The sequence below is a fragment of the Bradyrhizobium roseum genome (assembly GCF_030413175.1).
Classification (GTDB): domain Bacteria; phylum Pseudomonadota; class Alphaproteobacteria; order Rhizobiales; family Xanthobacteraceae; genus Bradyrhizobium; species Bradyrhizobium roseum.
Genome location: NZ_CP129212.1, coordinates 4,227,997 through 4,241,246 on the forward strand (window position 1 = coordinate 4,227,997; position 13,250 = coordinate 4,241,246).

13 protein-coding genes are annotated in these 13,250 nt (G+C 64.4%); 3 read left to right on the forward strand and 10 right to left on the reverse strand.

Annotated features, from left to right (window positions below; genetic code table 11):
* Positions 1 to 4: 4 nt before the first annotated feature.
* Both ilvD and QUH67_RS20410 read right to left on the reverse strand, forming a co-directional pair.
* Complete coding sequence (ilvD, locus tag QUH67_RS20405; RefSeq protein ID WP_300940705.1) at positions 5 to 1,726, reverse strand: dihydroxy-acid dehydratase; 1,722 nt, start codon at positions 1,724 to 1,726, stop codon at positions 5 to 7.
* Positions 1,727 to 1,796: 70 nt separating this feature from the next.
* A complete protein-coding gene (locus tag QUH67_RS20410; protein ID WP_300940706.1) occupies positions 1,797 to 2,147 on the reverse strand; it encodes a Lin0512 family protein in 351 nt (116 codons plus the stop codon).
* Between the two features lie 1,315 nt (positions 2,148 to 3,462).
* Between QUH67_RS20410 and QUH67_RS20415 the strand changes: the two genes are divergently transcribed.
* Positions 3,463 to 4,788, forward strand: a complete 1,326-nt coding sequence (locus QUH67_RS20415) for a TROVE domain-containing protein (RefSeq protein ID WP_300940708.1) — start codon at positions 3,463 to 3,465, stop codon at positions 4,786 to 4,788.
* Positions 4,789 to 4,887: 99 nt separating this feature from the next.
* Here QUH67_RS20415 and QUH67_RS20420 read toward each other — a convergent pair whose 3' ends face one another.
* The 6 genes from QUH67_RS20420 to QUH67_RS20450 all read right to left on the reverse strand — a co-directional run bounded on the left by QUH67_RS20420 (position 4,888) and on the right by QUH67_RS20450 (position 10,157).
* Positions 4,888 to 5,814 carry a DUF2167 domain-containing protein gene (locus tag QUH67_RS20420; protein ID WP_300940709.1) on the reverse strand — a complete coding sequence of 309 codons (927 nt, stop codon included), beginning with the start codon at positions 5,812 to 5,814 and terminating at the stop codon, positions 4,888 to 4,890.
* 513 nt (positions 5,815 to 6,327) lie between these two features.
* Entirely contained in the window at positions 6,328 to 7,074 is a 747-nt protein-coding gene (locus tag QUH67_RS20430; RefSeq protein ID WP_300940711.1) for a DUF899 domain-containing protein, read from the reverse strand.
* A 46-nt stretch (positions 7,075 to 7,120) separates the two neighbouring features.
* Entirely contained in the window at positions 7,121 to 7,654 is a 534-nt protein-coding gene (locus QUH67_RS20435) for an SRPBCC family protein (protein ID WP_300940713.1), read from the reverse strand.
* Positions 7,655 to 7,657: 3 nt separating this feature from the next.
* Entirely contained in the window at positions 7,658 to 8,005 is a 348-nt protein-coding gene (locus QUH67_RS20440; RefSeq protein ID WP_300948112.1) for an ArsR/SmtB family transcription factor, read from the reverse strand.
* 134 nt (positions 8,006 to 8,139) lie between these two features.
* A complete protein-coding gene (locus tag QUH67_RS20445; protein ID WP_300940715.1) occupies positions 8,140 to 8,838 on the reverse strand; it encodes a GNAT family N-acetyltransferase in 699 nt (232 codons plus the stop codon).
* Between the two features lie 104 nt (positions 8,839 to 8,942).
* Positions 8,943 to 10,157, reverse strand: coding sequence for an MFS transporter (locus QUH67_RS20450; RefSeq protein ID WP_300940716.1), 1,215 nt, complete (start codon positions 10,155 to 10,157; stop codon positions 8,943 to 8,945).
* A gap of 188 nt (positions 10,158 to 10,345) precedes the next feature.
* Here QUH67_RS20450 and QUH67_RS20455 point away from each other — a divergent pair, with 188 nt between their 5' ends.
* Entirely contained in the window at positions 10,346 to 10,843 is a 498-nt protein-coding gene (locus QUH67_RS20455; RefSeq protein WP_300940717.1) for a peptide deformylase, read from the forward strand.
* A 136-nt stretch (positions 10,844 to 10,979) separates the two neighbouring features.
* Positions 10,980 to 11,309: a hypothetical protein gene (locus QUH67_RS20460; RefSeq protein ID WP_300940718.1), complete on the forward strand. Its 330-nt coding sequence runs from the start codon at positions 10,980 to 10,982 to the stop codon at positions 11,307 to 11,309.
* Here the strand turns inward: QUH67_RS20460 and QUH67_RS20465 are convergent.
* The gene (locus QUH67_RS20465) at positions 11,293 to 12,693 is read right to left on the reverse strand and encodes an amidase (protein WP_300940719.1); all 1,401 of its coding nucleotides are present in this window, start codon (positions 12,691 to 12,693) and stop codon (positions 11,293 to 11,295) included. The genes QUH67_RS20460 and QUH67_RS20465 overlap by 17 nt on opposite strands.
* A 5-nt stretch (positions 12,694 to 12,698) precedes the next feature.
* On the reverse strand, positions 12,699 to 13,250 hold the full coding sequence (locus QUH67_RS20470) for a carboxymuconolactone decarboxylase family protein (RefSeq protein ID WP_300940721.1): 552 nt from the start codon (positions 13,248 to 13,250) through the stop codon (positions 12,699 to 12,701).

Sequence of the window (13,250 nt, forward strand, 5' to 3'; positions counted from 1 at the left end):
CGCCTCACAACACACAGCCATAATGCGCCGAGGATACCAGCCGGATGTACTTGTCGTGCAGCGATCCCGGCCGCACCGCGGCGACGGAGGCCGGGGCGCGCCAGTCGGCCATGCGGCGGGCGATCTCTTCCGCGGGGACTTCCAGATTCACGGTGCGTGCGCCGGGGTCGATCACGATGACGTCGCCGTCGCGCACGGCTGCGATCGGGCCGCCGCGGGCGGCTTCCGGCGAGATGTGGCCGATCAGGATGCCGTGGGAGACGCCAGAGAAGCGGCCATCGGTGATCAACGCGACGTCTTCGCCAAGGCCCCGGCCCTGCAACTGGATCGTCAGCATCACCATTTCGGGCATGCCGGGTCCGCCGACCGGGCCGACATTGCGCACCACGATGACGTTGCCCGCCACGATCTCACCGGCGCGGATCGCGGCCATCGTTTCGGCCTCGGATTCGAAGACGCGCGCGGTGCCACGGAATTGTCCCTTCTCGAGCGTCTTGCCCGACAGCTTGAGCAGGCAGCTCTCGGGGGCAATGTTGCCCTTCAGAACGCTGATGTGGTTATTCGGCGGCGCGATCGGTTTCGACACCGGGAGAACGATCTCCTGCGGCGCCATCTGCTCCAGCGTCGGAACGTCGGCAAGGTTTTCCGCCAGCGTCTTGCCGGTCACCGTCATGACGTCGCCATGCAGCAGGCCCGCGCGCAAGAGCTCCTTCATCACGACGGGCACGCCGCCAATCGCGTGCAGGCTGCCCATCGCAAACGGGCCGTGCGGCTGCAGATTGGCCAGCAGCGGGACGCGCTCTCCGATCTGCTGGATGCGTTCGATGGTGATCGGCACCTGCGCCTCTCGCGCGACCGCCAGCAGATGCAGGTACATGTTGGTCGAGCCGCCCATTGCGTAGACGGTGGTGATGGCGTTCTCGAAGGCGCGCTCGGTCATGATGTCGCGCGGCCTTATGCCGGCCTGCATAAGCCGGTACAACGCGTCGACCGATGCGCGGGCCTGCGCGCGGACGTCGGCGTGAATGTCGCTGGCGGCGTCGTAATCGGCCGGATGCGAGGCGCCGCGCGGCAGCATCATGCCGATCGATTCCGCGATCGTGCTCATGGTGTTGGCGGTGAACATCGCACCGCAGGTGCCGCTGCCCGGCATCACGTTGCGCTCGACTTCCAGAAGCTCCTCACCGGACAAGCGGCCTGACTCGTTGGCGGCGCGGGCCTCGGCATAATCGAGGATCGTGATGTTGTTGCCCTTGGCGGCCCACGCGCCGAACGAGACGCGGCCCGGCGTGCTGGTGCCGGGATAGAGCACGAGGCCGAACGCGTTGGTGCGCGCCAACGGCATCAGCGCGGCCGCTCCCGTTTTGTCGCAGCCGGAAATCACGATCATGGCGTCGCCATGGTGCGCATAGTGACCGATCTCGAAGCAGTCGGCGACGGTATCGCGCGAGGCGAGGCTGTAGCCGGCCGTCGGCGTGCCCTGCGTCAGCGCGTCCGACACCGCCGGCGCGCCGACGACGAGCCCCTGACCGCCGCGTTCCGCCAGGATCTCCACCAGAAGATCGGCAATCGTACGCACGCGGTTGTTGCAGCGATGCGCATTGGTCCAGGCGCTGGCGATCGTCACCACCGCGCTGGTCTGCGCGGCGCGATCCGGATCAAACCCGGCGGCCCGCAGTTCGACCCGCGCGCGCTTCCAATAGGTGCTGCTGTCCTTCGTCGTCATGGGATCTCCGAATCTTTCTGAAGGCGAGTATCTTCTGAAGGCAGGTCTTCTCGTTCAGGCGGTCTTATCGTCAGCCTGTCTTGCCGTCATCAAAACTGACGATCACGGCGGCATTCGCAATCAGGATGGGGTCGTTGCCGGTGTCGGACGGAATCTCCAGCCCGCCGGCAATCGCCGTCACCTTGACGGTGCCATACGGAAGCTCCTTGGCGACAACAGCGGTGTCCACCGCTTCCGGATTCGGCACGGCGATCGTGACGTCGACGAACATGTCGTGGGCAGTCTTGCCCAGCATGCGGAAGAAGCCGAGGCTGGAATGGCGGATGGCATCGGAGACGGCGCGTTTGGCGGCCTTGGTGGCATCGCGTCCATGTACGTCGACGCCCATGCCCATCTCGGTGATACAGCGCACGCGTGCCATCGGGCTTCCTCTGGTGTTGGATTGAATGTCGTTGTCGCGAAGGCCTGCATTTCATTCGTCGCCTGCGGCGACGTCAAGTCACGGCAGACCTGCAAACGCATCGTGCGTGGCCGCATGCACCGGTCGCACGCGTGGCGGCGCGCTGCGATTTGCCGTTTTCTCGATCGGTCGGGTTGACAATCCAAAAATACGGGCGTATCTCCCGCGCCCTCGCGAACGTCGGGTTCGCGACTGAACATGAGCCGAGTGATGAACCACATTTGCGAAATGCGCGTCAGACGTTCGAATGGCTATCGGCCACTCGATGACGCACGTCAGGCTCATGGGAACGATCTCGCGTAAACGAGATCGACCGTCCGCTCTATGTGGACCCTCCCGAGCCCGCCGCTCCGGAGGGTTTTTTGTTGTCCGAAGCAGGCTCATCAAGACATCCCGGCGCAAGCCGGAACGGGAGACCCGGATCCCGGGGCTCGCGCCGGAGGGCGCGTGCCCAAAAGCGCGGGGCCTGTCGGAGGGAACGAGGCGCAAGCCGGATACCAATGACAGAGCGAACCCCAGGGGGTTCGCGGTAGCGGCGCCGTTCAGAGCGCCGCGAATGAAATTTGTTTTCAATTTCGTTTGCCGCCTTGCGCGGCTAAACCGACGCTGGTGGTGAAGATTTCGGATACTTCGCGCCATGGAAAAAGCGGGTTCGAATCCCGCCTTTGACACACGCACCGGGATGCGGCCCCGCGAGGGCTTGCACGCGGCCCGGCGCAGTTTTTCTTTCGTGAGGGAGCGGAGCTGTGTTGTCGTCACTGGGACCGATATCGCCTGTTCCCCAGCGTGCCCTTCAACTGACGATGCGCAAACATCGTCAGGGCGGTGGTGAAGATGCCTGTTACTTCGGACCGGTCGGTCTCGACCCCCGGTGGCCCGCAAGGGCAGCAACAGCATCGCTCGTTCCCCGCCAACCCTACCCACGATCCGTGGTGAAGATCGCTGTTACATCGTCTGTGAAACGAGAGGTCGCGGGTTCGAATCCCGCCCGGCGTCATGTGCGCCGGTAGCTCAGTGGCAGAGCGCTTCCCGGCCCGCAGGGTAAGCTGCAGGCTGGGGTCTCAGCATCGCCTGTTCCCGGATCGTGGTTTCCAAACCGCCGGTGGTGAAGAGTTCTGTTACTTCGCACTCACAAGGTCGAAGGTTCGATTCCTTCCGGACGAGACGTCCGTAGCTCAATGGCAGAGCGTGTGACAACGCCCGCAAGGGCAGTCCAGACTCGCCTGTTCCCCGGCACCCGTTTTCCGATCCACCATCAACCCAAGAGGAGGCCGTCATGGTCCGACTGAACAAGATCGTTCGCGCTCTCACCTTCGAGGGCGCAAAGGCAAAGCGCTTCACGCCGGAAATGGCGCTGAAGCGCGCGCTGATGAACTGCCTCCTGTGGGAGAACCAGTTCTACGAGGACGGCGTCGCGATCGCCGAGCGCATCAAGGCGCTGGTGCCGCAGGTCGATCCCGCGCGTGTCGCCGCACTCGCCATCGAGGCCCGCGAGGTGATGAAGCTGCGGCATGCGCCGCTGCTGCTGGTGCGCGAGATGGCGCGGCACGAAAAGCATCGCCTGCTGGTGGCCGATACGCTGGCCCGCGTGATCCAGCGTCCGGACGAGATGACGGAGCTGCTTGCGATCTACTGGGCGGATGCGCTCGGCCCGATGCAGCAGCGCAAGCGTCAGCCCGTCTCTGCGCAGGTCAAGAAGGGCCTTGCGCGCGCGGTGACGAAGTTCGACGCCTATCAGCTCGCGAAGTACGACCGTGACGGCGCGGTGCGGATCAGGGACGTGCTGTTCCTGACCCACGCCAAGCCAAAGGATGCGGACCAGGCCAAGGTGTGGAAGCACCTCGTCGACGGCGAACTGGCTTCTCCCGACACCTGGGAGGTTTCGCTCTCGTCCGGCAAGGACAAGCGCGCGACCTTCGAGCGGCTGATCGCCGAGAAGCGGCTGGGCGGGCTGGCGCTGCTGCGCAACCTGCGCCTGATGCAGAAGGCAGAGGTGCCGCGCCGTACCATCGCCGAGGCCATCGAGGCGATGCGGACGGACCGCATCCTTCCCTACCGCTTCATCACGGCGGCGCGCTATGCGCCGGATTTCGAGTCCGAACTCGAATCCGGGATGCTGAAGTCGATCAAGGGTTACGCGCGGCTCCCCGGCCGCACGCGGCTCCTGATCGACGTGTCGGGGTCGATGTTCTACCCGCTGTCGGCACAGTCGGAAATGACTCGCGCCGAAGCGGCTTGTGGTCTGGCGATCCTCGCCCGCGAGGTTTGCGACGAGGTGGAGATCTTCACGTTCAGCAATGAAGTCGTGAAGGTGCCGCCGCGCCGCGGTTTCGCGCTGCGCGACAAGATCGTCGGCTCACAGCCGCATGGCGGGACCTATCTCGGCAAGGCGATCGGCGAGATCGACCGCAAGGGCGATCGGTTGATCGTCTTCACCGACGAGCAGAGCCACGACGCGGTGCCCGACCCCAAGGGCCGCGGCACCATGGTGAACGTGGCGTCGTACCAGCATGGTGTCGGCTACGATGCGTGGACACGTGTGCACGGCTTCTCGGAAGCCGTGATCGCGTGGATCGCGGCTTCGGAAGAGACGGTGCATTGACCGGCATCGATCGCAACAACTAGCCCGGGCGCGCCAACACGCGCCCGGGTGTCGTGCCTGCGGCAATTGACGCCAGAGCAGAGCAGAACAAGAGTGCCTTCAGGCCTGGCCATCCGTCGCATCGCCGCGCGGCTTGCGACGGAAAAAATTGAACACACCGGCACCCAGGACCCCGAGGCCGATAAGGATGACCTTGGCGAATTTGAGCACAAAGGCGGTCACAACCGCAAACAAGCCGAGCTTCTTGGCCGCAACGCCACCGACCAGCGCCATCAGGCCATATTCCGCGATGCGATCGGTGGATGCGCTAAAATCCTCGTAGCGCTTGCCGGCATTGTAGGCGAGATCGCCGAGCAGCCCATGGGCCACCGTCTTGTCGCCGGCAATGCGTTCCGAATTCGACAGCAGATTGAGGCTGAAATAGCCCTCCCGCCCCAACGCGTAGGTGTTGTAGTTGATGCTCTTGGCAGCGCTGGCCGGCTCGTCCTTGTCCTTGGCGAGCAGCGACCAGACCAGGCGATGGGTCGCGGCATCGTAATTCGGCGGCTGAACCCACCCGATCACCTGCATCTCGGGAAATCCACGGGCGACGCGGTCCTTGTTGGATTCAAGGACCCCCTCCTTCAGACTCGTCAGGAGGTCGTCCGCATTCCAGTTCTTGGCATCATCATCCTTGATGTAGCCCTCCTTGATATATCGGATCACCACGATCCATCCGTCGTTCGGCCCCGTGCCGACGACAAGGCCGACGAAGCTCGCGTCGTTGACGAGGTTGCCAAGCGCCCGCAGCACGCGGGCGCCTTCGGCTTTCGGCACGAAGAAATGACCGGCCGGGATCTTCAGCATGGCCTGATCGATCAGGGAAACATCCGTCGGCCCCGGTGAGCCTGCCGTGCTTGCCGCCTGCCAGGCCGCCGACAGTTCGGCCTTTCGGGCGGCTTCGCTCGGCGGAGAGGCCTCCGCAAATGCCGGCAGCGATCCAAGCACGACAAGCAACGCCACGACGGCGGAAATCACTTTTTGCACCGAACTCTCCTGAAATGTTACTTTTGACGGGATCGGACGACACCAACAACTGCAAATAGCAATACTGGACAACGTATCGCCCGGCCACCCCTGAAAGGTGGTCGTAACCAGATGAAGCTTCGCGTAATCTCTATGAAAGGCAAATTTGCGGAGGCGCAGACTGCCGCGCCATCGCATAGCGCCGCTCATCTCGGCAGGATGTTGTCGAAAGTCCGGCGCGGCCTTGTCAGGACTGGCGAGTACGGCCTCGCCGGCCAGGGATCAAATTCAGCCAGGGCGGCAGATGAAAGGCACTCATCAGCAAGTACATTGGGACCATTCCCCCGACGGGCGACGCCGCAGCAGAACACAGGCTTTCCAACGGACCGCTGCCTGTAACCGCTGCAATCAGCGCCATGACCGCGAAGGTCGGCGCAGCTGCGAGCGACAGCCATTTTATGATGCCGCGGACAACCGCGGCACCCTCGCCGTCATACCTCACAGCGCCGGTCGCGTTGCTGTGACCGGACCAGTTCACGGCTTCGCGCTCTCGGACTGCTTCCGGAACGCAGCCTCGCCGGCGTCCGACACCTCGACCCAACGTTTGTCAGGAGCGGCGCCTTCGACGTAGCTGTCGTGCCAATTCCACCACTTGTAGGTCGGGGTTTGCGGGTAGCCCTCGGGCGAGTCCTCCCACACCTCCTGGCGGCCGAGCGGCGTGATGTCGAGATAATTCCAGGTGCTGCCCATTTGCTCATCGCCACGGCTCTTGACGAAGTAGGTGCGGTAAATCTTGCTGCTATCGCGGATGAAAACATTGGTGCCATGCCATTCGCCGACATCGAAATCGGCGTCGAAACTGTCGGTCACGGTGACCCACGGAATGTCCCACTCCATCCGCGCCTTCAGCCTCGAAATGTCAGCCTGCGGCGCGCGCGAGGCGAACACCAGCGTGGTGTCTCGCGCGTTCAAATGCGACAGATGCGCGACCTGATCGGCCACCATCGAGCAGCCACGGCAGGCTTGGTCGGGCCAGCCATGTACGCCGGGCTCGAAAAATGCGCGGTAGACGATGAGCTGGCGACGTCCGTCGAACAGATCGGCGAGGCTGGCCTTGCCGGTCGGCGTGTCGAACGTATAGCTCTTCTCGACCGGCAGCCACGGCATGCGCCGGCGCTCGGCGGCCAGCGCGTCGCGGGCGCGGGTCAGCTCTTTTTCCTTCACGAGCAGTTTTTGGCGCGCGGCTTCCCATTCCTGCGCTGAAACGGCATTGATCTGCATGACGATACTCCTGCTTGTCTGAGATGCGTTGTTGCGGTTTGGTCGTTCAGACCGGCAGCCGGCTGCCGTATTCCTGATGCAGGCGGGCCCAGCCCTCCCAGAACGGCGCCGGCTCCGCGGCGCTGGTCCGAGCCACCAGAACATCGAGATGCATGTGCCAGCCGGCGCTGACCTTGAGCAGCGTCGCGCGATCGGGCAGCCGGCGATGGGTCACGGTGAGCAGCACGCCGGATCCCTTCGGCTCCAGTTCGAACGTCACGTCGCCGCTGTTATTCCAGGTGATCGAGAGCTTGCGCAGCGGATCGAGCTCGGTGATCCGGCTCTGCATCCTTTGCTCCTCGGGAAACCCCTCCGGCCGTGGGCTCGGCGGATCGTTGAGCTCCCCGTTGCGCCAGACCAGCTCGACCGGCGCGCCGACCTTCATCTCCATCGCGCCCGCGGCCAGCCACTTGCTGCGCAGGTCGCTGTCGGTGAGGTAGGCCCAGATGCGTTCGATCGGACCGGGCAGCAGCCGCCGTATCCTGACGGTGGTCGGCTCAATCAGCTCGCCATAGGCATCGGGCTCTATCATTGAATTCATCGTCTACTCCTTCTCTGCCTTCGCCTTGTCTTCTTCAAGCAGCAGTGCTTCCAGCACATCGAGCTTTGCATTCCAGAAGCGCTCGTAACGGTGCAGCCACGCATTCGCTTCGGCGAGCCGCGCCGCATCGAGGCGGCACAGATGGCTGCGGCCGCGGATCGTGCGCTTCACCAGGCCGGCGCTCTCCAGCACCCGCACATGTTTCGACGCGCCGGCAAAACTCATGCGGAACGGCGTCGCCAGTTCCCCGATCGTGAGTTCGCGTGCCGCCAGATGTCCAAGCATCGCGCGGCGCGTTGGGTCCGAAAGCGCGTGAAAAACCGCGTCGAGATGCGATGAATGTTCAACCATGTGGTTTAGTATAAGTGCGCAGCCCAAATAGTCAACCGATTGGTTTAACGTTTTCGTGAGGTCGTTTGGCCCCTGCCCTGGCATGCCAACAACGCGCGAGGGAGATGTCGGTCAGGCGTGCCGCCGGCGTGATGTCAGTCCGCTTTCTTGAGCACTGTCACGTGAAGGCGGCGGCGGATTTCCATGCCCTGCCGCTGGTAGAGCGCAATCGCCGAGTGATTGCTGGTGAAGACGTGCAGGAAAGGAATCTCGTCGCGCGCTACGATCTGGCGGGCGACGGCGCCGAGGAGCATCTGCCCGTAACCGCGGCCGCGATGGGACGGGTGCACGCAGACCGCCGTCATTTCGGTATATTGCGCGGGCTTCATCCGCTCGCCGGCCATCGCGACGAGCTGGCCGTCGACGCGGATGCCGAGGAAGGTACCGAGTTCATGGGTACGCGGGCTGAACGGCCCCGGCCTGGTCAGCGCGGTCAGTTCAAGCATCGCGGGAACGTCGCCGACGCCAAGCGTGACGATATCGACGCCATTCGTGGGCGTCTCCACCGGCGTCCCGATCATCTGCTCGCCGGTGTCGGCCAGCACGACCTTGAATTCCGCCGGCGCCTTCACCGCTTCCGGCGTGAACAGCACGGCGATATCCTTGGGCGACATCAGCGCTGCGAGCGCTGCGAAATTTTCTGCCGACAGGTCCGGCATGTCGGCAAACGGCGTCATTTCGGTTGGATAGCGCCGCACGCGGGCGTCGCCTTCGGCCAGCGCCCGTTGGGTGGTCGTCAGTGCGGTCCAGATCGGATGATCGAGGGGATGGTCGGAGCTGTCATGCACGGACATTGTCTCTGAAATTATCCCTGGAGCCAGTCGAACCGACGCCTCGCATCGATATGTATATCGCATCCGATCAAATCGGGAAGGCTTGACTTCGGAATACCCGCAACTCACGCCGACGCGGGCGCGGTTGTTCGCGCCACCGGCACCGGCTTGAACGTCATGATGATCAGGAACGCGCCGAGCCCCATGATCCACGATCCGATGTATAGCCAGGCGTAGCTGGCAAACGTGTCGTAGATCAAACCGCCGGCGAGCGGCCCCGTCGCCATGCCGAGGCTGCCGGCCATCGCCGTGCCGCCGATCACTGTGCCCATCATCCGCAGCGGAAAATTCTCGCGCACCAGCACGGCGTAGAGCGGCATGGTGCCGGCATAGATGAACCCGAACAGCGCCGCGACCGCGTAGAACGCCGCAAGCTCGCGCACGAAGACATAACCGAGCGCGCCAAAGGCCTGCGCCAGCAGGCCGAGCACGAGGATTCGCTTGGCACCAAAACGATCGCCGAGCAGGCCGAAGGCGATGCGGCCGCCCATCCCGGCGAGGCCTTCGATGCTGTAGATGGTGACGGCCGCGATCATCGGGATGCCGCAACTGATGGCGTAGCTCACGGTATGGATGATCGGTCCCGAATGCGTGGCGCAGCAGAAGAAATTGGTCGCGAGCAGGATGATGAATTGCGGCGAGCGCAGCGCCTGCGCCAGCGTCATGTCCGGTTCCCCCGCGGCGTTTGTCGACGTGGACGCGCTGCTTGCGAGCGCGGGCGCACGGCGCACCAAGAGCGACAGCGGGATCATGATCGCGGCGACAACGAGCGCGATGATCTGCATCGAGGTCCGCCAGTCATGATTGGACACCAGCCAGGCCGCGAGCGGCGACATCGTCATCGGCGCCATGCCCATGCCAGCCGAAACCAGTGACACCGCAAGGCTGCGGTGGGTATCGAACCAGCCGGTGACGCATGCCATCATCGGTGGCAGGATCGCAGCCGTCGCGCTGCCGACCAACAGCCCGAACACGAATTGAAACGCGACCAGCGATGTCGCCAGACTTGCCAGCCCGAGGCTCGCCGCCAGCACGATCGATCCGGTCAGCAGCACCGGCACCGGCCCGAACCGGTCCGACAGGGTGCCCCAGATCATGCTGGTGAACGCCATCGCAAGAAAGCCGATGGTCATGGCGCTGGAGATCCCCGTCACCGACCAGCCGGTATCCCGCGCGATCGGTTGCAAAAACACCGGCAGCGAAAACATGCCGCCAATCGCGACGCAACCAAGCAGGCCCCCGGCCGCGACGATGACCCAACGGTAGCGAGAATCTGTCATTTGCAGTCTCCAACGGATTCCTTTGGGTGGAAGACGAACGAGATCGGCGGGAGCCGACATTCTCGCAGACGAGCGCGACAATTTTTGTAGGCGGTCGGATTGCCACCTTCCCCTTCTGAACGGAATGGATTGCTTCCGCTTCCAGGCACGATTACCTCATGCAACAGAAAGGAAGAGCATCATCGACCATGACCATCCGCCCTATTCTCCGCTATCCCGATCCCCGGCTGGCGCTGCCGGCGCAAGCCGTGACCGCGTTTGACGACGCGTTGCGGGAGCTGGCGAGTGACCTCCTCGAGACCATGCGCGCCGCGCCCGGCATCGGAATCACCGCGCCGCATATCGGCGTTTTGCAGCGGGTCGTGGTGCTCGAACTCGACGCGACCGAGGGTGCGCGCACCTATGTCAATCCGGAGATCGTCTGGTCATCGCCGGAGACGATCTTGCACCGGGAAGGCAGCGTCTCGATGCCGGGTGTCAACGACGAGGTGAGCCGCCATGCGCGGGTGCATGTTCGCTATCACGACATCGACGGCAACACACATACCGAGGAATCGGAAGGACTGCGCGCGGTCTGCCACCAGCACGAGATCGATCAACTCGACGGGATATTCTGGATCAGGCGGCTGTCCCGCCTCAAGCGCGAGCGGCTGATCAAGCGGTTCGACAAGATGTCGCGGAACTGATCTGCCTCTTCAAGGCATTGATCGCCCTCGTTAAGATTACGTTTTAACCAATAATTAACGATGGCTTTGCGGGCACGAAACGCAGGGCCTAGCGTTTTGACAATGTCGTTCCGTAACCTGCCAATGGGTGCGTACCATGACCTGTAAATCAACGTTGATCGCCTCCTTCGGCGCTGTCGCGCTTGTTCTTGCCGCCGGTGCGGCGTCTGCCGATCCGGGCGCCGGACGCGGCGCAGGGCTGGCTCCGGCGCGTCCCGCCTTCCCGGCCTTTCCCCGGCATCACCACCGCGGCGGCGGTTTCTTCCCCGGCACCGGCGGCGTCGTTTACGGCGCGACGAGCGAGGTGCGCGAACCGGTGGTCGAGGCGCCGCCGGTCACGCGATCGGACGAGCTGCGTTACACCTGCGTGCTGGACATTCCCTGGGACTACGTCCATCGCTGCCCGCAGTTCACGACGCCGCGCTGATCGCTGGCCGCGCGCCGGTGGCGCAGGCCTGCTCGACGCAGCAGCTGGCGCGCAGGATGATTTCCTCGGCAAACATCGGGCCTACGATCTGCAATCCGATCGGTAGCCCTTCGACGAATCCGCACGGCACCGAGGCGGCCGGCTGGCGCGTGAGGTTGAACGGCCAGGTCAGCGGCGTCCAGTCGAACCATTGCGGGAAGCGCGCGGCGTCGGGCGTGTCGATGCCGGCGGCAAAGGCGGTGATGGGAATGGTCGGCGTCAGCAGCAGATCGTAGTCGCGGTGAAACGCGTGCATGGTCTGGCTCAGCGCGCGCATCCCGGCATGGGCCGCTTGCAACTCGCTGGCGGACATATCCTGCGCTGACACGACCAGCCGCAGCAGACCAGGATCGAGCGCCGCCAGCTTCGCACCGTCGAAATCGCGCACCAGCGCGGCATGCGATGCGCCCCAGATCACCTCCAGCGTCGGTTGCGCGCCGGAGAGATCGAGATCGACCTGTTTCACATCGGCGCCGGCCTTGATCAGCGCATCGATCGCCGGCTGCATACCGGCGACGACGGCGGGATCACCGCCCGGAAAGCCGAGATCGGGCGACCAGGCGATGCGCAGGCCCGCCACGCCTCCGTCGAGGCCGTCGAGATAGTCGATGCCACGAAACGGAATGGCGAAGGAATCGCGTGCGTCCGGCCGCGTCAGCACGTTCATCAGCAAGGCGCTGTCGGCGACGTCGCGCGACAGGCCGCCATAGACCGCCAGCGGGCCCATCGGGCCGAGAAAATTCGGCACCACGCCGTAGCTCGCCTTCAGTCCGAACACGCCGCTGAACGCTGCCGGAATGCGGATCGAACCGCCGCCGTCGCCGCCGGTGGCGAGCGGCACCACGCCTGCGGCGACCAGAGCGGCCGAACCGCCACTGGAGCCGCCGGGCGTGCGCGAAAGGTCCCAGGGATTGCGCGTGATGCCGGTGAGCGGGCCATGCGTGATGCCCTTCCAGCCGAATTCGGGCGTCGTCGTCTTGCAGAAAAACACCGCGCCGGCCTCGCGCAGGCGCGCGACGCCGGGCGTATCCTCCGCACTCGGCGCCGTCGGCGTCGTGTGCGAACCGATGCGGGTCGGCCAGCCCGCGACATGCGCGGTGTCCTTGATCGCGACCGGCACGCCGTCGAGCGGCCCGAGCGGCTCGCCGCGACGCCAGCGTTCGGCGGACTCCGCTGCCATGCGCCGGCCCAGCGGCTCATCCAGCAAGCAGACCGCGTTGAGCGCCGGATTGACCCGATGCAGGTGCGCCAGCGTGGCATCAAGCACATCGACCGGCGACAACTCGCCTGCCGCAAAACGCCGCGTCATCTCGCGGGCGGACAGCCAGTTCAGTTCGTCAGCCATCGCGCTTACTCGGCCGCTTCCCGCGCGGGAACACCCTGCTCGACCTCGCATTGCAGGATGTCGGTGAAGCGGTTGAACGCGCCGCACAGCGCAATGCGCCAGGTCAGCTCGACGATCTGGGCTTCGGAAAAATGCGCGCGAAGCCTCGTGAAAATTTCGTCGCGCGTCCTGCTCCAGTTGTTGTTCACGGCGATGGAATATTCGACGACCAGCTTGTCCACGGCGTCGAGTTCCGGATGATCGGCGTAGTCGAGCAGGCGGTCGGCGCCCTGCTCCGACACGCCCTGGATCGCCAGCTTCGGCGCATGGTGCGAGACGCAATAATCGCACGTGTTCAGCAGCGACACCGCGACCAGCGCGATCTCCAGATGGCGCTTTGACAGCGTGCCGCTCTCGGCGAGATCGACCAGCAGCGACCAGGTGTGTTTGAAGATCGGCGGCCGGTGCGCCATCACCCCCGCCTGGTTCTCGAACGCGCCATAGGTCGTCATTTTGTCCCACAGCGGCTGCAGCTCGGCCGGCAGATCGGCTTTGGTCTTGATCGATACGCGTGACAT